General features: G+C 62.3%; 19 protein-coding genes and 1 pseudogene. 3 read left to right on the top strand and 17 right to left on the bottom strand.

The window, feature by feature from the left end; translation table 11 throughout:
- Nucleotides 1-5: 5 nt before the first annotated feature.
- The 6 genes from ACKWRH_RS16855 to ACKWRH_RS16830 all read right to left on the bottom strand — a co-directional run bounded on the left by ACKWRH_RS16855 (nt 6) and on the right by ACKWRH_RS16830 (nt 8,612).
- Nucleotides 6-1,256, bottom strand: coding sequence for a c-type cytochrome (locus ACKWRH_RS16855; RefSeq protein ID WP_445221488.1), 1,251 nt, complete (start codon nt 1,254-1,256; stop codon nt 6-8).
- A complete protein-coding gene (locus ACKWRH_RS16850) occupies nt 1,249-3,027 on the bottom strand; it encodes a GMC family oxidoreductase (protein WP_445221487.1) in 1,779 nt (592 codons plus the stop codon). The genes ACKWRH_RS16855 and ACKWRH_RS16850 overlap by 8 nt, the downstream gene beginning before the upstream one ends.
- Before the next feature lies 1 nt (nt 3,028).
- Nucleotides 3,029-3,757, bottom strand: a complete 729-nt coding sequence (locus ACKWRH_RS16845; RefSeq protein ID WP_445221486.1) for a gluconate 2-dehydrogenase subunit 3 family protein — start codon at nt 3,755-3,757, stop codon at nt 3,029-3,031.
- Nucleotides 3,758-3,795: 38 nt separating this feature from the next.
- Entirely contained in the window at nt 3,796-4,308 is a 513-nt protein-coding gene (locus tag ACKWRH_RS16840; protein WP_445221485.1) for a Dps family protein, read from the bottom strand.
- A gap of 122 nt (nt 4,309-4,430) precedes the next feature.
- Nucleotides 4,431-5,468, bottom strand: coding sequence for a LysR family transcriptional regulator (locus tag ACKWRH_RS16835; RefSeq protein ID WP_445221484.1), 1,038 nt, complete (start codon nt 5,466-5,468; stop codon nt 4,431-4,433).
- 216 nt (nt 5,469-5,684) lie between these two features.
- Entirely contained in the window at nt 5,685-8,612 is a 2,928-nt protein-coding gene (locus ACKWRH_RS16830) for an ATP-binding protein (RefSeq protein ID WP_445221483.1), read from the bottom strand.
- 354 nt (nt 8,613-8,966) lie between these two features.
- On the opposite strand from ACKWRH_RS16830, the gene ACKWRH_RS16825 reads away from it, so the two are divergent.
- A complete protein-coding gene (locus ACKWRH_RS16825) occupies nt 8,967-9,605 on the top strand; it encodes an HD domain-containing protein (protein WP_445221482.1) in 639 nt (212 codons plus the stop codon).
- A gap of 108 nt (nt 9,606-9,713) precedes the next feature.
- Here the strand turns inward: ACKWRH_RS16825 and ACKWRH_RS16820 are convergent, their stop codons facing one another.
- Both ACKWRH_RS16820 and ACKWRH_RS16815 read right to left on the bottom strand, forming a co-directional pair.
- Nucleotides 9,714-10,466 carry a sensor histidine kinase gene (locus ACKWRH_RS16820; protein WP_445221481.1) on the bottom strand — a complete coding sequence of 251 codons (753 nt, stop codon included), beginning with the start codon at nt 10,464-10,466 and terminating at the stop codon, nt 9,714-9,716.
- Nucleotides 10,467-10,772: 306 nt separating this feature from the next.
- Nucleotides 10,773-13,628: an ATP-binding protein gene (locus ACKWRH_RS16815; protein WP_445221480.1), complete on the bottom strand. Its 2,856-nt coding sequence runs from the start codon at nt 13,626-13,628 to the stop codon at nt 10,773-10,775.
- Nucleotides 13,629-14,583: 955 nt separating this feature from the next.
- On the opposite strand from ACKWRH_RS16815, the gene ACKWRH_RS16810 reads away from it, so the two are divergent.
- Nucleotides 14,584-15,156, top strand: a complete 573-nt coding sequence (locus ACKWRH_RS16810; protein WP_445221479.1) for a hypothetical protein — start codon at nt 14,584-14,586, stop codon at nt 15,154-15,156.
- A 512-nt stretch (nt 15,157-15,668) separates the two neighbouring features.
- Here ACKWRH_RS16810 and ACKWRH_RS16805 read toward each other — a convergent pair.
- Complete coding sequence (locus ACKWRH_RS16805) at nt 15,669-16,292, bottom strand: TerC family protein (RefSeq protein WP_445221478.1); 624 nt, start codon at nt 16,290-16,292, stop codon at nt 15,669-15,671.
- Between the two features lie 1,057 nt (nt 16,293-17,349).
- On the opposite strand from ACKWRH_RS16805, the pseudogene ACKWRH_RS16800 reads away from it, so the two are divergent.
- Nucleotides 17,350-17,577, top strand: a pseudogene (locus ACKWRH_RS16800) (hypothetical protein); the annotation flags it as partial.
- 200 nt (nt 17,578-17,777) lie between these two features.
- Here the strand turns inward: ACKWRH_RS16800 and dhaK are convergent.
- From dhaK to ACKWRH_RS16760, 8 genes are read right to left on the bottom strand one after another with little or no spacing between them, the layout of a single operon-like run.
- On the bottom strand, nt 17,778-18,767 hold the full coding sequence (dhaK, locus tag ACKWRH_RS16795) for a dihydroxyacetone kinase subunit DhaK (RefSeq protein ID WP_445221477.1): 990 nt from the start codon (nt 18,765-18,767) through the stop codon (nt 17,778-17,780).
- A gap of 38 nt (nt 18,768-18,805) precedes the next feature.
- Nucleotides 18,806-19,237 carry a hypothetical protein gene (locus ACKWRH_RS16790; RefSeq protein WP_445221476.1) on the bottom strand — a complete coding sequence of 144 codons (432 nt, stop codon included), beginning with the start codon at nt 19,235-19,237 and terminating at the stop codon, nt 18,806-18,808.
- On the bottom strand, nt 19,234-20,859 hold the full coding sequence (gene ptsP, locus ACKWRH_RS16785) for a phosphoenolpyruvate--protein phosphotransferase (protein ID WP_445221475.1): 1,626 nt from the start codon (nt 20,857-20,859) through the stop codon (nt 19,234-19,236). The genes ACKWRH_RS16790 and ptsP overlap by 4 nt, the downstream gene beginning before the upstream one ends.
- Entirely contained in the window at nt 20,837-21,151 is a 315-nt protein-coding gene (locus tag ACKWRH_RS16780) for an HPr family phosphocarrier protein (RefSeq protein ID WP_445221474.1), read from the bottom strand. Before ACKWRH_RS16780 ends, ptsP begins: the two co-directional genes overlap by 23 nt.
- Nucleotides 21,144-21,545: a dihydroxyacetone kinase phosphoryl donor subunit DhaM gene (dhaM, locus tag ACKWRH_RS16775; RefSeq protein ID WP_129267357.1), complete on the bottom strand. Its 402-nt coding sequence runs from the start codon at nt 21,543-21,545 to the stop codon at nt 21,144-21,146. Before dhaM ends, ACKWRH_RS16780 begins: the two co-directional genes overlap by 8 nt.
- Complete coding sequence (gene dhaL, locus ACKWRH_RS16770; RefSeq protein WP_445221473.1) at nt 21,542-22,156, bottom strand: dihydroxyacetone kinase subunit DhaL; 615 nt, start codon at nt 22,154-22,156, stop codon at nt 21,542-21,544. The genes dhaM and dhaL overlap by 4 nt, the downstream gene beginning before the upstream one ends.
- Entirely contained in the window at nt 22,153-23,160 is a 1,008-nt protein-coding gene (locus tag ACKWRH_RS16765) for an ABC transporter ATP-binding protein (protein ID WP_445221472.1), read from the bottom strand. The genes dhaL and ACKWRH_RS16765 overlap by 4 nt, the downstream gene beginning before the upstream one ends.
- On the bottom strand, nt 23,153-24,250 hold the full coding sequence (locus tag ACKWRH_RS16760) for an ABC transporter ATP-binding protein (protein ID WP_445221471.1): 1,098 nt from the start codon (nt 24,248-24,250) through the stop codon (nt 23,153-23,155). Before ACKWRH_RS16760 ends, ACKWRH_RS16765 begins: the two co-directional genes overlap by 8 nt.
- Between the last annotated feature and the right edge of the window lie 3 nt (nt 24,251-24,253).

Here is a 24,253-nt window from a genome sequence, read left to right as displayed (position 1 = left end):
GGAGCTCAATCGTTGCGCATCGCGGTTTGGGAACGCACGCGCGCGACGTCGCCTGGATCGACGGGGGCAGCTGCGCCGCCCCAACTGTTCCTGACGAAGCTCAGCACATCGGCGACCTGGCGATCGTCGAGCTGCCAGGCATAGGACGGCATGCCAGGCGCCGTGGGCTCGTCCTTGGTGCCGACGCTGCGTGCGCCGCGAAGCACCATCCGGATGCCTGTCGTCGAATCTAGCGCACGCACCATGGAGGAGTCCGCGAGGGATGGGAAAAGATGGGGCACGCCCTTGCCGTCGATCGCGTGGCAGGCGGAGCATTGATCCCGGTAGATCGCGCCGCCGGCCGCCATCACCTTCGTATCGATCGGAGCCGGTCCCGATGCATTCTCCTGCCCAGGCACCGACTTCAGGTAGGTCGCGATTGCGATCCTGTCGCGATCGGTCATCTTCGAGGTCGACAGCTCGACGGCCTCCGCCATCGGCCCCGTCGCCGCGGTGATGCGGTTATGCCCGGACTTCAGATACAGCGCGATGTCGCCGTCCGTCCAATTGCCCAGTCCGGTACCCTTGGCATTGGTGATATCAGGCGCGGACCATCCCTGCAGATTTGCGCCTTGCATATACTGGTCGGTTCGATCGCCTCCGAGTCGCGTCTTCGGCGTGTGGCACGCGCCGCAATGCGCCGGACCGTCAACGATGAACTTGCCGCGATTCCATTCGGCGGATTTGGCGAGATCCGGCTTGTATTCGCCAGCGCGGAAATAGAGCGCGTTCCAAACGACCATGACGGAGCGGATGTTGAACGGGAACGGCAACGTATTGGCATCGCGCGTCTGCCGGACCGGCTCCAGCGAATTGAGATAAGCACGGATCGCCATCACATCGTCGCGCGACATCCTGGTGTACGCATTGTAAGGCATCGCCGGATAAAGGTGGGCTCCGGTTCGCCCAATACCCTTTCTCACTGCGGCGTCGAACTGCTCGTCACTCCAGGCTCCGATCCCGGTCTCGAGATCCGGCGTGACGTTGGGCGAGACGATATTGCCAAAAGGCGTCTCGATCGCCCGCCCGCCCGCAAACGGCTTGCCACCCGGAACGGTGTGACAGCCGCCGCAGTCAGACAGGACCGACAGATATCGGCCGCGCTCGATCTGGGGGAACTCCTGCGGGTCGGGCGAGCCGGCTTTGGCGCTGCCGATCGCGAAGTGTGAAAGGAGCGCGACGCAGGCCAGCGCACGCATGCGGAGGACCCTAGGCATCGACCAGCCTCCCAGGATTCTTGAGATACTGGTTGCGAATGGCCGCCGCCGACCAATAGGCCAGCGCACCCACCGTGAGCGTCGGGTTGTAGCCAGTATTCTGCGGGAACGCACTCGCGCCCATCACGAACAGGTTTGGAACGTCCCAGCTCTGCAGATAGCGATTGAGGACGCTCGTCTTCGGATCGGTCCCCATGATGGCCCCGCCGTTCAGATGCGTCGTCTGATAGGTCGTGATGTCGTACGGCCCGGCGCGATACAGGATCGCCAGCTTGTCGGCGCCCATTGCCTTGATGATCCCGGCGAACTTATCCGTGAGAAACTTGTTCTGCTTGATCTCGTTGTCCTTCAGATCCATCGTGATCCGCATCAGCGGACGTCCGAAGCGGTCCTTGTAGGCGGGGTCGAGATCCAGATAGATGTCGCGATACGAATAGAAGCTGCCGTGCACGCCGGTGCCCGGCTTCACCGTGCTGAGATAATTGTCCTTCACCGCCTTCTTCCACTCGGCGCCCCAACTCGGCGTTCCCGGTGGCACCAGCGTGCTTTCGATCGGTCGCGCGCCGGTCTGAACCTGGCCGACATAACCGCCGCCGACGAAGCCGTGCGGTCCGTGATCGAAATTGTCACCGTTGAACTCGTCGATGCACATTCCGATCGATCCCGAGCCGATGAACGGGTTGAAATTGAACCTCTTGTTGTCGAAAAAGCCGTTCACGGACGAAATCGTCTGGTGAGTGTAGTTGCGCCCTACCACGCCGGTGTTCGTCACGGGATCGTAGGGCTGCCCGATCTGCGAATGCAGCAGGAGCTGGACGTTGAACATCGAATAGGCCGACAGGATCACGAGATCGGCCTGCTGCTCCCACTCCTCGCCGCTGGAATCGACGAAAGTCACGCCAGTTGCGCGCTGACCGGAGCGGTCGACATTGATGCGGATCACCTCGGATTTGTCGCGAAGGGTGAAGTTCGACTTGCGGATCAGATATGGCAGGATGGTGGTTTGCGGGCTGGCTTTCGAATAATTGCTGCAGCCGAACCATTCGCAGAAGCCGCAATAGGTGCATGGACCCAGGCGAAGGCCCAGCGGGTTGGTATAGGCCTGCGAAAGGTTACCCGAAGGTTGGGGAAATGGCTTGTAGCCCAGCTCGCGCGCGGCCTTTCCGAACAGCGTATGGCTGAACGGCTGCGGCTGCGCCGGCGTCGGATACGGCCGCGATCGCGGTCCCTCGAACGGATTGCCGCCCTCTTGGACCTGGCCGCGCAGGTTTCCGGCTGTGCCCGAAGTCCCGCACAGATACTCGAAGCGGTCGTAATGCGGTTCGAGTTCGTCATAGGTGACGCCCCAATCCTGGATCGTCATGTCTTCAGGCAGGAACGCCGCGCCATAACGTTCGGTCAGATGCGTCTTCAAGACGAAGTCGGACGGCAGAAAGCGCCACATCTCGCCGTTCCAGTGCACGCCGCCACCACCGACCCCGTTCGGCGGCATGAAGGCGCCCCAGCTTCGGATCGGCAGGGCCGTTTGGCCCATCCTGTTGCGGAAGGTGAATGTCAGCTGATCCGGCCGAAGAAACAGCTCGTGACGAACGCGATAGCGTAGCTCGTCCTGCATGTAGCCCGGAGGAAAATCAGTCGGCGCATCGCGCCACGGACCACGCTCGAACGCAATGACGTCGAGGCCTTCGTCGGTGAGCTCATTGGCCATGATCGCACCGGTCCAGCCGAAGCCGACGATCACCGCGTCTTTTCTAGGAAGTCTTCGGGCCATGTTACGACCTCGTCCATTGCGCGTTGCCGGTCATGCCGACGGGCGGCAGCGGGAAACGCTCATTGTGGCGGTTGACCCAATCGAGATAGTTGTAGCGTGCGCCGGGATAGCCGATCATCTTCCACCCCGCCATGTCGCGATTGCCGCCATAGATCGGGTCCGCAAAGAAGCCCATCTGGACGTCCTTGACGACCTGCGCGAAGAACGACTTGCCGTCGACGCCGTCGAGCTTGAAGGAGCCTGCCTCCAGAGCCTTCAGGACGACGATCCTGTCGTCGCCGGACAGCTCGGCGAACCGCCTCCCACTGCGCCGCGACATGCATGCCCGATCGAACGCGGCGAGGCCCGCCCGATAATCTTGAGCCGGTCCTGCCTCGGACTGATGTCCCTGGGTCTTGGCGCCGGCCTGAAACGGCGGGCGAAGATAGAGGCCTTCCTGCCGGCCATACGGGCCGGTCAGTTGCCGGTCAATGAAGACAGCGCAGCCGGCAGCCGTGCCGCCAGGCGTCTCCGCATCCGGCGGGATGATGCAATCCGCGAGCGCTTCGATGGTGCGGCCCTCATCGCCGCTGAAGAACTCCCACGGCCCGAGCCTGGTGCGCGGTGGCGGGTTTCCCGCGTTCGGCGCCCAGGGTAAGCGCCCGGCGATCGTCGCAGCGCCGGCTGTCCTTGCGGTCCAGAGCAGTACGGCCGTTCCGGCCAGAAGGTCCCTGCGGCGGAGCTTGATCATGGCTTTGACGCCTCCGTCATTATTTCGAGATCGCACGATCAATCGCGCGTGGCTTCGTACAGGAACCAGAGCCGCTGCTCGGTTTCATCGATCCGGTTCTCCAGCACGCTCGCGGAGGCCACATCTTCGTGACGGTCGCACAAGGCATGCGCCTCGCGCATGAAGGCGAGAAGCCGAAGATTGTCGGCGCGCACCTCTTCCAACATTTTCCCGGCGAGCATGTCGCGCCCATCGGCATCCCCAAGCCGTTGCCGACGCGCGACGTCGCCGATCGACTGAAGGGCCCGCCCACCGATCTTCCGGACCCGCTCCGCGATGGCGTCGGTCATGGCGAAGATCTGGTCGGCCTGCTCGTCCAGCAGCAGGTGATAGTCGCGGAAATGCGGACCCGACATGTGCCAGTGAAAGTTCTTCGTCTTGAGATAGAGCGCGAAGACGTCCGCAAGCAGATTCGTGAAGGCGGCGCTGATCTCGTGCACCGCGCTCGGGCCGAGATCGGACCAGTTTGCGACGACTGTCGCCGGATTGCGACGTTCCTGTGCGGTGCTCATGGTCGCGTCTCCATTCACGATCTTCCCCCTCCTGGCGTTCGTATGAGCTGATCCCAGCGCTCGCGGAAGTGAAACTCCTGCACGGACCGGATGAGCACGATGCAGGTGGACGCCCACTCCGCTCACGCGTCGGCTGCAATGCGCCGCAGCGACGCCGGCGGCGGGCATAACGTCGGACTCTCGGTACCGACTGTCGCCGGACGAAGAGATGCGGTGGCCTGCGTCAACATCCCGCGCAGCCAATCCTGCGCGGCATCGCCGAAACTGCGTTCGGACCACAGCACGGCGACATCCATCGCCGCGGTCTCATAGGGCAGCTCGTGCATCGACAGCGGGTGCACACGGGCAAGCCGCGCAGCCAGCGGCCGCGGCACGATCGCAACCAATTCGCTATCTTCCAGCAGCGCAGGAAGCGCCAGGAAGTGCGGCAAGGACAGTGCAAGGCGCGGCTTGCGCTTCGATCCGCGGAACGCCCTCTCCAGAGCCATTCGGTCGAACATCTCGGAACGCCGGCCCAGCCCATGTGCAGAAACGAACCCGTCACCTCCTCCGCCGCCGTGTGTCGACACGGTGGCCATCGTCAGCGTCGCCAGCGTGTCGTGTGTAATCCGGCCAAGCCGCCGCAACCGGTGCGCCACGAGGACATCGTCGCACGAGAACAGCGGTCTTGACCTGAACCGGTCCGGTATTTCGGAGAAACTTCCCACGGCGACATCGATATGACCGAAATCGAGCTGCTCGATCAGATCGAGGATGTTGTCCGACCGGAGGGCGAGATCGACCTGCGGGGCCTCTTGCTTCAGGAGCCCGAGTAGATCGGGTACAACGACTGTGGTCACGAAATCGCTTACCGCGACGGTGAAGCGCCTGGTCGAACTGCACGGGTCGAATTTGGGCAGTTCGATTGCGCACTCGATCGATTTCCAGGCCTCTCGGATCAGGGGCGCCATCTGGAGCGCACGCGCCGTCGGTTGCATGCCCGTCGTCGTCCGCACGAACAAGTCGTCACCGATCATCTCGCGTAGCCGGCTTAGCGCATGACTGACGGCCGATTGACTGACACAGATCCTCTGACCGGCGCGCAACACGCTGCGCTCCTCCATGACGGCGTCAAAGACGCGCAGGAGGTTCAGATCGAGCCGATTGATAAGCGTGGACATGGCGAAACTCGTGGTTGGCTGCTACTCGCCAATTCAAGCTAGTTCATCCCGCCCGCGACCTCCGGTTAATTCATGAAAATCGCTGTTAAGGTCTGCTTGGACGAGGCAGCGCTAACACAATTCAATGCCGCAATACGTCTGATCCCGAGCCCAGTTCAGGCGAGTCACAACTCGCCGCCACTGCCGCAGCAAAAAACTCCCGTCGATCGCCCAGCTTCACGGCGCCAGCTTTTTCCGAATCGCACGCTCGCGATCGCTTCCGCATGATGATTTGCCGTCATTCACGTTCGGAAGGGACTCGATCATCTGCCTTGCGTCCACGAGATCGACCGTCTCGAAACCCTCGGTAAATTTGGACAGGGTTCGCTGGAGCAATTCCGCCGCGTCGGCCGCACGCTCGGACCGTCGCCATAGTCGCGCAAGCGAAAGCGCTGCGCGCAGCTCCCAGCCTAGCGCGCCGTCGGTTTTGGCTTGCGCGAGCGCTTTCCGGTAACATTCCTCGGCGCGCGTGCCGTCCTCGGGACACCCCGCAAGCATGATGTCGCCCTGGGTTCGCAACAGCTCGGGCAGCAAATAGGTCGGCCTCGCCTGAGCCTGTTCGACGAGATCCGCGATCACGGTCTGCGCCTGCTCGACGTCGCCCAAACGAGCAAGACCTTCGGCGTAGGCGCGCATAGCCGGCATCCGCATGATCGTCAACTGCTCCGCCCGAAGCGGATCGAGCACGCCCTTGAGGACGGCAACACCCGCTGCGACCTCCCCTCTGGCCACCAGCAATTCACCCTTCAGCGCCATCCCACCGGTTCGATAGGGTTTCAGCTGGTGCCTGCCGGCGACGACGATCAGGGCTTCGGTCAGTCTCTCCACCCAGTCCAGCTCACGCGCCCAGAGCACGACGATCGTCGTGTAGAGATAGGCGATGCAGGCCGAGACGGGATGGCTCTCTCCGCCTGACGCCTCGATGACCTCCGCCGCCCGGCGCAGTGCCGTATCCGGCAGGCCGCATAGCCACGACGTCCAGACACGTCCGATAGTGCTTCTGCCCTTGTTGTCGAAGCCGAAATAGAAGGTCTTGCCGATGCCCAGCGCTTCCGCGCGCGCAATACCCCTTGCAATCAGCTCCAACCCGAGCTGCTGGTGACCGATGAGATTATGAGTCGACCCCAGCATCCACTCCGAGGCTGCGATCTCGACGGCGTCCTGCGAGGTTTGCGCCAGCTCCGCGAAGCGCTCCGCCGCAGCCAGCGCCCCGGTATAGTCCGCTCGTCGGGTAAGGAAAAGATTGAGGCCCGCGAGGAGATGCAGCTCCGATTCCCGCTCCTCCAGCGCAACGGCCAAATCAAGCGCCCGCCTGATCGTCTGGTCCACCTGGTCGTCATTGGCCGTCAGATACATTCGGCACAACGAGAGCGCTTCGTAGAGCCGCAGCGTTGCGATCGACGACGGCTTCGCTTCGTCGATCGAGGCAACTGCCAGCTCGCACCATCGGAGGCATTCTCGCAGCATCGACCGATCAAGCAGCATCCGCGATGAAAACGCCGCGAGCGAGACGCCGAGCTGCCGGTCCCCCAAATCAGAGAAACACCATTCCAGCGCAGCGCGGACATTTCCGACGTGAAGATCGCTCTTCAGATCCGATTGTTCGATCAAATGACGCGGTACGGCGTCAGCGCGACACGAGGCATCCACACAGAAGCGCGCGTGCCGGCGCAGCACCTCCTGGCGCTCGCCGCTCTCCGCGAGCTTCACTTCCGCATAGAAGCGCGTAATATCCGGCATCCGGTACAGGCGGGTGTCGTCGGCCGGAAGGATCGAAATCAGGGATTTATCGGTGAGCTCTTCGAGAGCTCGGGCCACGGTCCACTCGTCGTCGATTTCATCGACCGCAAGAGCACGAGTCGCCTGCATCGAAAACGGACCGATCAGAACCGAGAGTCGGACCATCACGCGCCGCTCGACGTCCGAGAGCAACTGGAAGCTCCAGTCGAGAGTCGCTTCGAGCGTACGGTGCCTCGATCCATGACGCCGGCCTAGCCAGTGCAGGACGGCACGGCCACGAAGCCCTTCGAGGACGCCGGCAAATCCGTAGGTGACCAGCCGGCTTGCCGCCAGCTCGATGGCGAGCGGATTGCCGTCGAGCCGTCGACAGATCTCGGCCAACGCCGGCGCATGAATGTCGTCAAGGCTTCCGGCACACCCGCTTGCGGCGGCGCGCTCCATCAGCAGCTCGGCGGACGGAGCGCGGAGAACATCGCCTACGGTCATATCCTCTCCTTCCGCCGGAAGCTCGAGCGGCTCGGTGAAGTAGACGGTTTCTCCGTCGGCCCGCAGGACTTCGCGGCTCGTGGCGATGAGGTGAAGATTCGGTGCCCGCTGAAACAGCGTAGCCGCGATTTCCGCGACGTCTTCGATCACGTGCTCGCAGCAATCGACAATGAGGAGGAGCCGGCGATCCGCCACAAATGACGCCAGGGCGGTCAGCAGGTCGCCGGTATGAACCGTGTAGGCTAGCGCGGCAGCGATGCTGGACAGAACCAGATCGGGAGCCTTGAGCGCGCCGAGATCAACATACGAGATTTCGCTGCCGAACTCGCCGGTGAGCCGGTGGCCGAGTTCGACCGCCAGCGTCGTCTTGCCGATTCCGCCCGGACCGACGATGGTCACGAAGCGGCAGGCCAAGGTCTGCGCAACGAGCGCGTCAATGGCATCGCGGCGGCCGACCAGATGCTGCGGCCGCTTCGGCAGTCGGACACCGTCGCGCATGAGAGGACCGGACTCTGCGCCGTGTTCCGGCGCTGGAACTGCCTGCGCGGCAGGCGCGACGAAGACATAGCCTCTCCCCTGAACATTCCTGATGTAAGGGACATCGTCGCCGCTCGACCGCAAAACACGACGAAGGTCACTCATCTGGACGCGAAGATTAGCCTCGTCGACCGTCAGGCCAGGCCAGACGCGGTCGAGGATCTCCCGTCGACTGACGACCTCACCGCGACGCTGGAGCAGAAGGTTAAGAATGTCGAAAGCCCGGCTTCCGAGCTCCACCGGACTCTGTCCCGCAAGAAGTAGCCGCTTCGAGGGGAAAAGCCGGTACGGCCCGAACTCGATGACATCAACCTGACTGTGTTCCTGCGACAAATGGACCACCTCAGTCTATCCCCAGGAGACGGCTGCTCCATTAATAGGAAATCGCTCTGGCCGACCGATCGCACCGCCCTCGTGCATCACGTGCCAGCCATCATGGTCTGTCAATGCACCGCTTCACAAACTTGCATGTGGGCAGGCACAACCGCGCCTGCGATGCCCACCCGCTCCGATCTGGTCAAGCGCCGTGGTCGATCCATCGCTTCGGCATGAAGATCGCTCATCGTGAGGTTGAAGTCGTTTCACTTCCCACGAAAATTCGAACGCACCAAGATCAATGACGTTACGCAGCCATGCTTCCGGTGCGCTGGCTCGGCGGCGGTTCCACGGCTCGCGGAAACCTCAAGGAGCAGATCCATGCAATCGATTGACGACATCAACATACCCGACACCAGGCTGTGCAAGGAAATCCGGGAGCTCGTTCGCGACACGGAATCCGAGCTGCTGTTCAATCACTCCAGCCGCGTTTACCATTTCGGCGTGCTCGCAGGTCTGCGGCGCGGCCTCGTCTTCGATCCCGAACTGCTCTACGCTGGCGCGATGTTCCACGACATGGGGCTGACGCCGAAGCATTGCAGCCACGGCGAGCGCTTCGAGGTGGACGGGGCGAACGCCGCCCGCAAATTCCTGCGATCACACAAGATCGCCGAGGCTGACATCGCTCTCGTCTGGACGGCCATCGCCCTGCATACGACACCGGGGATACCCCAGCACATGCACCCCGTCATCGCCCTCGTCACCGCCGGCGTTGAAATGGATGTTCTTGGGATCGGATATGCGGAATTCTCCGACATCCAGCGCCGCGCCGTCGTCTCAGCGCATCCGCGCACGCCCCATTTCAAGGAAGATATCATTCAGGCCTTCTACGACGGCATCAAGCACAAGCCTCAAACGACGTTCGGCAACGTCAAGGCCGACGTCCTCGCGGACAAGGACCCTCATTTCCATCGCATCAATTTTTGCACCATGATCCGGCAGTCGCGCTGGGCTGGCTAGCGAGAGCAACGCCGGCGCCGGCCGCGGCGAGCCGTCTGACAAATGAGACAGGCAGCGGGATGCGGCCAGCCGACAGATGCGGGGTCGAACGCTCGTCAAACCTTCGGCTCAGGCTCTCTCGGCCAGGATCGAGAACCGGGTCCCGCGCGACGGCGCCGAACTGACGTCGATGCGATGGCCGAGAATGGCGCATGCACGCCTGACGATGAAGAGGCCGATGCCAAATCCGTCGGCCTGGCTCGACTCAAGCCGTGTGAACGCTTCGAAAATTACCGATACCTGGTCGTTGGTCATCCCGATCCCCGTATCGATCACGTCGATCCGAATTCCCGTGCCGCGTCGTCGGCAACCCACAAGAATGCGGCCGCCCTGCGGCGTGTATTTCACCGCGTTACCGATCAAGTTTCTCAGAATTGTCCTCATCAGCGACGCATCGCTGATGACCAGCGAACTGCTTGGCACCACGCTGATCGCCACGGCCTTTTCGGCGGCGATGACCTCATTCTCCCGTTGAACTTCGCGCAGCAATGGAGCCAGCCTGATCGGCGACAGCCGCATATGCCTGGCGCGCTCGTGCAGGCGGACGGCTTCGACCAGTTGATCCAATTGGCTCTTCAACTGATCTATTGCCGTCTGGCCGATCTCGAGGAGATGCTGTTCGGACTTGGTCCGGGGCCCTAGTCCCAGCCGCTCATGCGCGCTTTGCAGGATTTGCAACGGCTGTCGGAGATCGTGACTCGCGATCGCCAAAAGCATGACCTCGAAATCCGAAAGATCCATGCTCTCGGCCTGACGACCACAGCGCTGAGCGCAAGGCGGAGCACCGGTCTCGGAGTCGGTCGGACCGTCGGCGTCATGCATGGTATTCCCCGCGGCAAAAACAACTATGCTAGGCTTGGTGATCATTTCCTGACTCTGCACCTCCTGCGTGGGCGGACGAGTATATCGTTGTAAGCCCGTGCAAATCGTTGCGACTAGGCGTGGGCGCCGAGGCCTGGAGCGAGTTCGTTGTGATAGTGGCGAGCCATGGCGTGGTGGAAGTGAAATTGCTGCAGAATGACCGTGAACCCGGTTCAAGACAGCCTGGATCAACCGGCTTCCGGTGACGAGTTCCGGACGCTTCGACAGAGCACGGATGGCGCCCGCGGCTCCCTCGCCGTAGGACACTTATCCGTTAAACTCGCGCAGCTGACGTGCCGCCTCGCACAGATCCAACGTCTCGAATCCTTCGGTGAATCTGCCAAGAGTGCCAGCAAGCAGGGTTTGCGCCTCCGTATTGCGACCTCGATCGCGCCACTGACGGCTAAGCATCATCGCCGAACGCAACTCCCAGCCGATTGCCGACTGCCGCCGCGCCAGCTCGAGCGCGGCTTCGAGCGTCGCCTCCGCTTCCGGCCAGTTGTCCGACGATGCCGCCAACAACGCCTCACTTCGGGTCCGCATCAATTCCGGCAGCTCGAAGTGACCGCCCCCGGCCGCGGCATCGCCAAGCACCGCATCGATGACGATCGGTGCTTCCGCGGCACGTCCGGTGAGCATTAGCGCCTGCGCCAGAGCGCGCGAGCATGCGGAGACAAAGAAGAACCGCCGCTCCGATTGCAGGACCGGCAGCGCAGCGCGAAGAGCTTCGACCGCGGGCTCCGTTTCCCCGCGCATCATCATGAGCTCGCCGTGCATGCCCAGACCAGCGGCCTGATACGACTTCAGCGAGTATCTGTTGGCATGAGCGATGAGCTGCTCGATGTACTTCTCCGCAACCTGGAAATCTCCCCGCCACAGAAACATCGGAATCGCAAAGGCAAGAACCAGGCAGACGTCGAACGATGCAGGCCGTGGCTCTCGCTCGACAAGCTCGATTCCTTCCCGCGCGAATTGAATGGCCTGATCGGGATGCCCGCAAAGCCAGAGCGTCCGCGCATACCCGACCAGAGCCCTCGCCCGGTGATCGTAACCAAAGCAACGGATCTCGCCGAGGCCGGACGCCTTCGCGCGCGCGTGACCTCTTTCGTAATTCTGCAATGCAGATGCCTGGTCTCCGATCAGATGATAACTCGATCCGAGCATCCACTCGGCGGTTACCCTCTCTCCTGCGTTGCCACGCGTCGTCGCAATGGAGGCGTACCGCTTCGCGGCCGCCAACGGAGGGCCAGCGTCGGCAAACCGGGTCCCGTAGACATTGAGCCCCGCGAGCAACTCCAGCTGGTACGCGGCATCACCGAGGGAATCGGCAAGCACGAGCCCCCGCTCCAGCGCGCACAACACCTCCGACGTATCGTTGTGAGCGTGCTGCGACGACGTCGCCAATGCGAGCTGCAACTCCATCTCGAGCTTCGTGCCGCGAACATCGTCGGATAACGCGGCAAGCGTTCGCAAACACCACCGGCGGCACTCGCCCGGCAGCGAAACTGCAAGGAACAGCGGCACGGCAGCCACCCCGATTGCCGAGAAAATCGCCCGGTCCCCGGCGTCGGAGAAACTCCATTCAAGCGCAGCTCTGACGTCACCGATGTAGCGGGCGTAAATCTCCAGATCGGCCTCAGTCCAATCCCCGATCCGCGCGTCCGCAAGCATCGCGGCGAAGTACGATGCGTGTCGTCTCAGGATGACGCTCTCGTCTCCGCATTCCCTCAGCTTGACCGCGGCATGAGTGCGCGTCGTGTCAAGCAGCCGATATGAGACGGCCTGGCCGCTCCTCGATACCGAAATCAACGATTTGTCGACCAGGCTCGCAACGATATCCAGGGTCTGAATATCTTCCGGATCCGAACCGGACGCGACCGCCTGTGCCATATCGAGGGTGAACGCCTCGACGAAGACCGAAAGCGAGCGGAGCACCGATCTCTCGGGCTCCGTCAGCAGATCGTAGCTCCAGTCGAGCATTGCGGCGAGAGTCTCGTGCCGTGGCACGCCGCGCCGCCCTTTCCACAGCAACATCAGCCGATCGCCAACCCGTTGCGCGAGTCCGCCGATACCGTAAGTGGCGGCCTTGCTGGCGGCGAGTTCGAGCGCCAGCGGAATTCCGTCGAGTTGACGACAAATCTCCGCGGCGATCAGCACATCCTTTTCCGTCAGTTCCTGTCGGTAACCGGCCGCAATCGACCGGTCGATGAAGAGCTGGACTGCGGGATAGGTGCGTGCCTCGGCTGCGCTGGGGATCGGCTCGGTCGACGGACCGTCGAGCGATTGCAGGGGATAGACGTTCTCGCCGTGGACCCGCAGTGCTTCGCGGCTGGTGGCGATGATGTGGACCAGTGGCGCTTCCCGGAAAAGTCCTTCCGTGAGCGCCGCCACGCTGTCGATGACATGCTCGCAGTTGTCGAGGACGATAAGAATCCGCCTGTCGGCGAGGAATGCCAGCAGTCGGGGCAGCGAATCCTGAGTCTCCACCACACAGCCGACGACGGAGGCGATCGCCGATACGACGAACGCACTGTCGCGAAGAGTGCTGAGATCCACAAACGACGTCGCGTCTTCAAAATCGCCGGCGAATTGATATGCGAGAGCGACCGCCACAGTGGATTTCCCGACGCCGCCGGGGCCGACAATTGTGACAAAACGCCGGGATTGGATCATTCGATGCAAGGTTTCGAGCACGCCGTCCCGGCCAATCATCCGCAGCAACTTGGGAGGAAGTTGCCGGCTCTGAAGGCGCCTTATCGGAACGTTCGTCGCTGGCCCCGCTCCATCGACGTGCCTGATCGATGCGACAAGGCAATAACCTCGGCCGGCTACGGTGGTGATGAGTCCATCGCCCAAGATCCTGCGCAAGGCCGCGATATGGACGCGGATGTTGGCCTCCTCAACGACGAGATCCGACCATACCCGCTGGAGCAGTTCCTTATGGCTGACGACTTCTCCAGCACGCTCGACCAGGACCGCCAGTATGTCGAGCGCACGGCTTCCGAGCGTGACCGGCTTGTTGTGCTTCAAAAGCAACCTGCGGGACACGATCAGGCGGAATGACCCGAATTCAATTCCTTCGCGTTCGTTCGTCCGCTGCGTCAGAGGCTTGACCTCGATCATCTCTAAAGCATTCATCCAAGCTCTGCCCGACGCAAGCACTTCCTGTCAGCAACTGGACAGCATCGGAACGCGCCACAACGCCTGTACTTGGATAGGAGTGATTTCCTAACACGGGCGTCAGCCGCGCCTCCGCCGTTCGACGAGCCAAGCGAGGGATTTCGCGCGGAACGCTCGGATGACGATCATTATGGGAGCGCGTCTCGAAGAAGCTGCGGCAAACGGACAGGTATGGGAACCCGTCTCAGCAGGCATGCTTCCCAAAGAATTTTCGCTCCCCACCCTCTCCTCTAGGAGGAACGACATCTCTATGCGAGCCGCGTGTTTCCTACATCCGCGTGTCACGATTGGTCGTTTGTTGCGTGCTTTCCCGAAGCGCCTTTACGAGATCACTCTCGTCATTGCCGATCGATAGCCGTGTCCCTGCCCCGATCAGTGTTGGCAGGGCCACGCACTTGAGCAACTGCCACGTATGGAACGAAGCGCCAACCGTGAACGGGTGAAGGCAAGTCGAGTGAATCCCCTTCTTTTCGGATAAGCAACAGCGCGCACTCGGCGCGGATGCGAAGGTTACGTAGCGGGGGATCGGGCTTGGCGAGGTCGTTAGGCGGTAGCGCACAAGCGCAACGCGGAAGCGGCCACTCCACTTTAGGACGGCCTCTCCACATTGGTTGTCGCAAGATTTTCCTTGAGCTCCCGGTGCACAGATCGTGCACACGCCGCCTTCTATCGCATTGAAAAACTTGAACTCTCGCTCCAATCCATCATGGGGGCCACGCTAAAACGCCAATTATTCCAATTCGTTACAGCCAAAGCCTGTCCTATCACATTCGCTGCACTTTCTTTCACATTACGTTTTCCACCAAAAATCCTCAGTGATTTCAATGGAGCTAAGTGCAGCAATGCCTATTTCCGCTTATTTCGTTGGAATTGGCGTCACTAGCAAGGGGCGGTCTTGGTGATCGACGACCAGAGAATGATGCATCTGTTGGCGCATCGGATGCAGTCGGTCGCCATGCTCAACTGGGCATTGGAACTGACATCGAATTTGAGAGAAGAGCCACCAATAGCCGTCTACATCGACGGCAAATTGATGATCGAGGGCAACCTGAATGCAATCACGAACCCAATCATGGAGGTGGGACTGGTGCATTGCCGCGCCCTGCTTGAGTTCTTAGGGCTGTGCGAGAGCAAGGGATCGCTCGGACAAAAGGAGCGACGTAAGACTGACGTTGGAGTCGAGCACTTCCGCAACGCCGCCGGCCCTTTGAAGAAAGTCGAACCGGAAATTGCATTGAGCCGGTATGAAGGGGATCGGGCTGAAGCCGAAAAAGCGCTAGTGGCCGTATTGCACGTAACAAACAAGGGACTCGCGCACAACACGATGGATCTCATTGAAAGCCCGGAAGGTGCCAAGCTCGTTGAGATTGCAAGTCGCGGCGTGCCAGCGCTGATGGTCAGCTACTTCTACACGCCACTCGGCCTGCCAAAGCCGGATTCCTGGATCACGACACGACGGAGGGAGGCATAGGGTCGATCCCGACCTCATGCAGCTTCAGGCGCAGTCGCGCTATCTCGAAAGCAGCGTCCCGCACAAGGCCGCGGCGTGATATAGCCAATGCACGAAAGGCTTTCGGGTGGCGGTCAACAAGGACTGCTGGCGACACTGAGGTGCTCTACCGCACCGATGTGAGCGGCCCCAAGCGCCGTCGGGGCTGGAGAGGAGCGGAGACGTCGGGACCGCCACGATGCACCAGATCAAGGCGGGGCGCCGGTGGACATTCCCCGCCCCTGGATTCATCGCGCGCTCCGCTGCTTCCATGTCCCTCAACCGGGCGCGGCGTTTGTATCCCTAGTTGTTTTCATTTCCCGGGGCTGGCTTTGCTCGAACCTATTTTTTGACCGGCGTTGATAGACTTTTGGACAGGGCCGCCCCACAAAGGCGGCCCTTTCTTCAGCGGGCTGCACACCCTATCTCCGGCCTATGCGTACCGCGTTCGAATTCTGCCTGCCGACTTAGGACACCTAGGGTGAAGCAGCACCTCATAACGACGCAACCTTGATGACATCCAACGTCCCGCGAAAGACCATCTCACCCGCCACATAGAGGATGACGGCTAGGCCGACGTAAGCAATCCATCGATGCGTTTGCAGAAGACGGGCAATGAAAGAAGCGGCCACGCCCATCATCGCGATGGAAAGCCCCAGGCCGAAAATCAAGATTATTGGATGCTCGCGTGCTGCCCCTGCCACGGCCAGAACGTTGTCGAGAGACATGGAAACGTCGGCCACCACAATCTGCCAACTCGCTTGAGCGAGTGTTTTGCGAGGTTTGCTGCCTGCAACTGCGGCCTCCATCGCACCTGTTGGCCCTGTGGAAGATGTGCGCAACTCTCGCCACATTTTCCAACATACCCACAACAACAGGATCCCGCCAGCGAGCAGGAGGCCGACGATCTGGAGGATTTGCGTCGCCAACCCGGCGAGTAAGAGGCGCAGTATCGTCGCGGCAACAATACCGATGAAAATCGCCTTGCCTCGTTGCGCCTCAGGAAGTCCGGCTGAAGCAAGACCAATGACGATGGCGTTATCGCCAGCGAGCACCAGGTCGATCAGAACGATCTGCAAGAGCACGCCAAGGACATCTGTACCGAAATAATCAAGCACGGGTCATGTCCCCGGTGCAGGGGAATGGGCAGCTGCAAGCGAGATCGTATACGTCTATCGGATCGGTTAACCGATACCTGCCACCAGGAAACGGGGCCCTAACGTCGCCGGTTATCAGGGGCTAGTGCTATCACCTGGAGCCGCGTCCGAATGTTGTCCGACCGGTTGCTCGAAAAGCAGTGCCACTTGATCTGGTTCGCCAAGAATCGCTGCGGCACAACCCAACATGGTCAATGCCCCGGCAACATCCCATAGCGTTATATTTTCTAATGTCGCATTTCCCGACTTTGCCCAAGCCAAGAGCGCAGTGATCATCGCGTCTGAGAAAAATAGAATACTGAGCGCTGGTAAGACGAGCTGGGAATCCAGCAGGAGTATCATCAAGAATGCGGGAGCTGCGACTAGTATGCTCAACACCGAGCATGTGCAAAATGCTTCCCGCCAAGGAGCATTCCTGTTTGTCCAACTTGCACGAGAAAGGATCATTTTGATCCTCCTGCATAGGAGCATTTTTAACGCCACTCACCAGCTGAAATACTCTGGTCTAGCTGACCGTTTTCCGGCGCCTCCCCATCAATGTTTTGTCCTATGCCGCTGGCTCTCAATTAGCGTAAGAATGCCAGCGGTCACCACGGCAATAACGACGACGGCTGCCAGCGCCTCGACAGAGGCCAAGGTCCCGTACCACTTGTTCCAAAGCTCAATCATGTGCTGGCCTCTCGCGAGAGCGCACCCACGATCGATAAGATCTGCTCTCCAAGAGCAACGAACTCTGTGATCAAAAAAGCAATGCTACCCATCGTCGCGCGGTTTTTCACCGCGCGGCAAGGTGACTTATGCGGCAGGTCTCAGTTGAGCTTCATTGCGGAACCGAAGACTGCCGGGGAGCATTTTGCCATTCGACGAGAAACGCATCCCGATCTTCACGGGAAAGTGGAAACTGCCGCCGATTATCGGGAATTCGGATCTACTTGGCTGGTGACGCCCGGTGCACTCATAGTCTGAGACCAGACAGCAGGGCCAAGTAGAGCGACCTGCCCATTTGAACCTCCATGGGCGCGAGACGGATGAGGCTGACACCGACCTCGAGACGATCCTGCAAAATCTCCTGTCCGGCCAGTATGCCTATCCGGTCCGAATTGTATCCTTCAATCCCGTCGAGGGAAGGTCGCGGGATGCGACTTCCGAGGTCGCCGACGCGCCCGCGCAGCGCGCGGCCAACGCCGACGTAGAGGTCTCGCCTGCACTGCAAGACTTCATCGCCGCCAACGCCACAAAGCGTTTCGACATGGATCCATCATGGACCACGTTGAGCCAAGACAGCAGCGAACAGGGCGTCACGCCAATGACGGTCCGGTTTGAGCAAAACGCCCTGCCATCAACTTTGGAGAAAGTGTTCTACACTCTACTGATGGCCGACGGCCGCATAGCGAGCCCTCAGGATTATCCTATCATCGTGCAAGATTGACCTTGCGTTTCCGTCCATCAGATACCCCAGCGTAGCGCCGCGGTATGCACTTGGGCATCCCACAATTCCTTTGACCGACTGTCGAGCACGGAGACAGTGATCGAGGCACCGGCCATGTCGAGGGACGTCACATAAGAACCGGTCAGGAAACGTGTCGCCGTGATTCCCGCCCCGTCCAGAATGCGCTTGGCGCTGTTAGCCACCAGGTAAAGTTCGATCAGCGGCGTTGCGCCGAACCCGTTGACCAAAAGCAGGACTTCGCTGCCTCTGCTCGGTGCGAGATCACTCAGGATCGCGTTGAGCATCTCAGCAGCAATGTCATCGGCAGATGCCAACGGCACCCTGCGGCGACCCGGCTCGCCATGGATGCCGACACCCATTTCCATTTCGTCGTCGGCCAGGGTGAAGTTCGGCCGGCCCGCCGCCGGAACGGTGCACGGCAGGAGCGCAACGCCCATCGAGCGTGTGCGCCGATTGACATCATCGCCGAGCGTCTTGAGAGCGGCGAGCGGCGTACCCTTTTCGGCCGCCGCGCCGACCATCTTTTCCACGATGAGCGTCCCCGCGACTCCACGGCGGCCGGTCGTGTAGGTCGATTTCTCGACCGCAACATCGTCGTTCGTCACCACACTCGCAACCTCACGCCCAGCCATCTCGGCCGCCATGGTGAAATTCATCATATCGCCCTCGTAGTTCTTGACGATGAAGAGCACGCCTGCCCCGGTATCGACGGCCTCCGCCGCCTCGATCATCTGATCCGGCGTCGGCGACGTGAAGACCTGGCCCGGACACGCGGCATCGAGCATGCCGACGCCGACGAACCCCGCATGGAGCGGTTCATGGCCGGAGCCGCCGCCCGAGATGAGCGCGACCTTGCCCGGCTTCAGGGTACGGCGGCGCACGAACTTCCGCTCGGCACCGAGCAGCAGGATATCGGCATGGGCTGCCGCCAACCCGTCGAGACTCTCTTCGAGCACCGTGTCGGCGCTGTTGATCAGCTTTTTCATGGCGTCCTCCCGGTTATCTTTTCTGCAGTCCGAATTCGTCAGCCGATGCTTTCGGCGTAGCGCGCGAGCTGAGCAGCGAAATCGACGATGAGCTGCTCGAGCGCGCGATTCTTCTTGTCGTCACCGAGATCAGGCACCGTCACTGTAACGACACGGGTGCGCGCCTCGCGGTGGGCTCCGCGTAGCCGCCCCGGATGTGCGCGCCCGTAGGCTTCGAGGAAAGCCGCACGCTCGGCACCTGCGAGATGGCAGACCTCGAAGATAATCGAGACATGCTTTGCCGGGATCGGCACCAGATACGCCGGATTGGTGATCTGGCTGACGAAGGAACGGTTCTTGCCGAGCGCGGCCGCGAGCTTCAACCGCGTCCCGGACGGCCGGTTGTCGAGAGCCCGCCGCAGGATGAGCTTGTAATCCGCGACGTTGCTGTCGCCCGGACGGCTTGTGTCTTCGCCTGCATCGTCGCTCATGCGGTCACCCCGGCGATAGTGGCCTTGAGCCGCGCCACCGCAATCGGCGAGACCGAGAGCGTCGTCAACCCGGTCGCCAGCAACGCTTTCGTCAAACGCGTATCGGCCGCGGCATCGCCGCAGAGCGAGACCTCGACGCCGCGGCTGCGTCCGGCCTCGACGGTGCGTGCGATCAGCGCCAGCACCGCCGGATGTCCGGCGTCGTTGAGGTCGGCGACAGCGCCGATGTCGCGCGCCGCAGCCATCGTATATTGGGTCAGGTCGTTCGACCCGATGGAATAGAATGCCGCGCCGAAATCTTCCGCGCATAGCGCTGCCGCGGGGACCTCGACCATGATGCCGAGCGGCGGCCGGGCGCAAGCGATCCCCTCCGCCCTGAGCGCCGCAAACTCCGCATCCAGCATGACGTTGGCACGGTCGAGCTCCGCGGGGACCGCGATCATCGGCAGCATCACCTTCAGCGTCCCATGGACGGCCGCACGGCACAGCGCCCGCAACTGCACGCGAAACACCTCCGGTCGCGCGAGCGAGAGGCGGATCCCGCGCAGGCCCAGGAATGGATTGCGCTCGCCATCGACCGTCAAGCCGGCAATCGGCTTGTCGCCGCCGGCATCGAGGGTGCGGATCGTCACCGGCCGTCCTGCGGCCCATTCGAGGATGCGCCGATAGACCGCATATTGCGCATCTTCGTCGGGCAAGCCTCTCGATCCCTCGAACAGAAACTCCGTGCGCACGAGTCCGATGCCGTCGCAGATGGCGGGATCGAGGCCCGCAAGATCTTCGGGCGCGGCAACATTGAGCAGGACGGCGATGCGCCGGCCATCGGCCGTCAGCGCCGGTCTGAGGCGGCCGGCGTCGGCAGCGATCTGCGCGGCATTCGCGGCCGCCATGCGGTGCTCGAACAGGTGGCGCGTTTCGGGCTTGGGATCAAAGATCACGGTGCCGGTGTCGCCGTCGACCAGCGCCAATGACGGCGGCTGTCCGTTCCATGGCAACGGCCCTAGTCCAACTACCATGGGGGCGCCGCGCGATCGCGCGAGCATCGCAACATGCGACGACGGCGATCCACTAGCTAGGGCGATAGCGCCGCCACGGGTCCAGTCGACGGCAAGGAACGTCGACGGCGAAATGTCATCACCCATGACGACGGAATCGCCGGAGATCTTTGCGACCGTATCCGCGCCATTCAGACCCGCGAGTACGCGGTCACGAATGTCGACCAGATCCGCGGCACGGGCCCGGAAGTATTCCTCATCCGCCGCGCGATAGCCGGCGATCTCCGCGTCGAGTGCCGCGCGCCAAGCCTCATCGGCCGCCGTACCGGCCGCAACGGCTTCATAGGCACTTTCCGCAAGCGCATCGTCGCCGAGCATCGCGACCTGGAACTCCAGTATCTCCGCGGCCTCGCCATGAATCGTCGCGATCAGCTCGGCGAGCTCCACTGCGGCCCCCTCGATCGCCGCCTTCAGCGCTGCGGCCTCCTGAGCGGGATCACCCTTCGCCGCCCTGCTCGCCACTGCACTCGTCAGCACGGCGACCGGACCGATGGCGAGGCCAGGCGAAGCGGGATGACCGGTGAGGTGGATCTCGCCCACGACCTCAGGCCTCGCTGAAGCCGTCATGCACCAGCGCCAGCATGGCGGCGAGCGCTGCCTCGCCGTCAGGACCAGCAATACGGAAATACAGCGTTGCGCCTTGCGGCGCCTTCACACGCATCACCTTCACCGGGCTCTTGGCGTCCGTCCAAGGCCCGTCTGCGGCGAGCGCGATTTCGATCTTTGCGGTAAAGCCTTTCGCCAATTGCGTGAGCTTCACCGATGGCCGCGCGTGCAGGCCGACCGGATTGACGAGGACCGCGGAAGCGGTCAGCGGCACAAACGTCTGGGCCGCCAGGTTGGCGTTGGCATCATGCATAGAATTCCTCCGCGCTGCGCTTGACGGCGGCCAGCGGCGAGCCGCCTGAAGACTCGGTCGCAGCGATCACAGCCCCCTCGACCACCGGGGCATTACAAACCAGGACGCGCGCGCGCCGATCTTCGGGGAGCATCTCCACCGCCATCTCCGAATTGGTCTCGGCACCGCCGAGATCGACAAGGATCGCGACGCCTGCCGGTGACCAGGCCGTCTCGATCGCCTCGAGGATTCCTGCAACGTTCGTACCGAGCCCACCATCGACATCGCCACCGGTCCAGGCCAGCGGCACCGCATCTCCGACCATCTGGCGCACCATATCGGCCGCGCCTTCCGCGATCTTCGGTGAATGCGACACGATGACAATTCCGACATTGCCGGGACGTAAACTGCTCATGTATTGACCTCGAACTCCAGTGTCTCAACTGCTGCGCCGATCAGAAGGGACGCCGAGCGCGAGCCCGGGTCCATATGACCGATGGAACGTTCCCCAAGAAACGACGCGCGGCCGCGGATCGCCTGCATCGGCGTGGTGCGATCGGCCGCTTGCACAGCCTCCGCCGCGATCGCCTTGGCATCGCCGCCTTCCGCCAGAACGGCGTGCACCGGCACCAGGACATCCAGCAGCGTCTTCTGCCCTGCCTCCGAACGGCCCCGCGCCTTGACGGCTTCGATCGCCTTCTCTGTCGCTGCGACGAGATCGGCCCGGCTCGGCTGCTCCGGAAGTGCCTTGCCCAGTTCCATGAAGAAAGTTCCCACCAGCGGCCCTGAAGCGCCGCCGACCTTCATGACCAGGGTCGTTCCGATCGCCTTCAGCATCTCCGGGAGCGACTTGTCGGCAAGGCCCGGCAATGTCGCCAGCACGGCCTCGAAACCGCGCTTCATGTTCAGCCCGTGATCCCCATCGCCAATCGCCTGGTCGAGGCTCGTCAGTTCGTCCGCGTGTTCAATCACTGATCCTGCCAGCGCTCGCACCAGTCTTTCCCTGGCTACCCGATCGAGGCTCATGCCGCTACCCTCCCGCCCTTCGCATCGAAAAACAGCGGCCTGTTCAAACGGAGCGACACCACATCCCCAGCTCCAAAGCCAGCCTCGGGGTCCGCCAAGGTCACAACCGGCCGGCCGGCGAGGTCGAGATGGAGATGGCTCTGATCGCCGAGATGTTCGACCCGCTTGACGGTCGCCGACACGTCGCCACCGCCGCGCGCGATCGTCAGGTGCTCGGTCCGCGCGCCGATTGTCTCGGCCCCGGCAGGCCCGCCGCCGAACAGGGCGGCCGGCAGCAGATTGATCGTCGGCTGGCCCAGCCTTGCTGCGACATGCGCATTGATCGGGTTCTCGTAGATCTCGCGCGGCGATCCGATCTGCATCAGCCGCCCGCCTTCGATCACGCCGATGCGCGACGCCATGGTCATCGCCTCGGTCTGGTCGTGGGTGACATAGAGAATCGTCGCGCCGAGATCGACCTGGATCCGCTTGAGCTCGAGGCGCAGTTCGCCGCGCAGCTTGGCATCCAGCGAGGAGAGCGGCTCGTCCATCAGATAGATCGAGGGCGAACGGACCAGGGCGCGACCGATCGCGACGCGCTGCATCTGCCCGCCCGACAGCTGCGTCGCCTTGTTGTCCAGCTTGGTCTCGATATGAAGCAGACGCGCCACCTCCTGCACCTTCGCGCGGATATCGGCTTCGGGCACGCGGCGGGTCGGCGCGCGCAACGCAAAGGCCATGTTCTCGAACACGGTCAGATGCGGATACAGCGAATATTGCTGGAACACAAAGGCGACGTCGCGGTCCGCCGGTGCATCGCCGGTCACGTCGCGCCCGTCGATGCGGATCGAACCGCTGTCCGGCCGCTCCAATCCGGCAATCAAGCGCAGCGCCGTCGTCTTGCCGGCGCCGGTCGGCCCGAGCAATGCGACGAACTCGCCATCGCCGATGGTCAGCGACAGATCGTTCAAGGCTTGCGTCTTGCCGAAGGCCTTGGAGACGGCATTGATCTCGACCTCAGCCATGCGCACCTCCCTCATGCAGTGCGGTGCGAATAGCCCGGCCCGACGCCTTGTCGAAGATCGACAGCGTATCGGGCCGGAAGTCGAGCCCGACAGTCTCGCCAGTCCGATACGATCTGCTGCTGGGTGAACGGGCCTTGAGCGCGCCGTAGTGCGTCGTCACGGTCACGATCTGCGTCGTTCCCAGATATTCTGTGCCATAGACCTCGCCGCGGACCATGCCGCGATCGGTGAACCGCACATGCTCGGGCCGTACCCCGAGCACGAGCTCGCTTTCCGCCATCGCCTCGCGCGCAGCCGGAATTGCAACGTCACGCTCGCCGAGCCTGATCGCCTCTGCGCCGGTCTGCAGGCCACTACGGAACGGCAGAAAGTTCATGGGCGGCGATCCGATGAAGTCCGCGACGAACAGTGAAGCCGGCCGATCATAAATGTCGCGCGGGCTTGCGACCTGCTCGACGACGCCATTGTTCATCACCGCGATCCTGTCGGCCATCGCCATGGCCTCGAGCTGGTCATGCGTAACATAGACGGTCGTTGCGCCCAGGCGGTCGTGCAGGGCACGCAGCTCATGAATCATGGCCTCCCGCATCTCGGTATCGAGCGCACCGAGCGGCTCATCCATCAGAAAACACTTCGGCTTGCGCACGATCGCCCGCCCCAGCGCGACGCGCTGACGGTCGCCGCCGGCAAGGCCCGACACCGAGCGGTCGAGGAGATGGGAGATCCGCAGGATACGCGCGGCTTCGACGACCCGCCGGTCGCGCTCGGCCGCACTGATCCCCTCGCATTTCAGGGGAAAGCCGATGTTGCGCCGGACATTCATGTGCGGATAGAGCGCGAAGAGCTGGAACACGAAGGCGATGTCGCGCGCCGATGCGCGGTTCATCGTCACGTCTTCGCCATCGAGCCGGATGGTGCCTGATGTCGGCAGCTCCAGGCCGGCGATCATGCGGAGCGTCGTGGTCTTGCCGCAGCCGGACGGTCCCAGCAGGCAGAGGAACTGGCCGTCCTCGACCGTGAAGCTCGCGGACTTGACCGCATGAAACGCACCGAAGGACTTGTCGAGCGACTCGACCCTGATCTGTGCCATCGC

This window comes from Bradyrhizobium sp. Pa8 (assembly GCF_052588265.1).
This window is presented reverse-complemented; position numbering and strand designations above follow the sequence as displayed.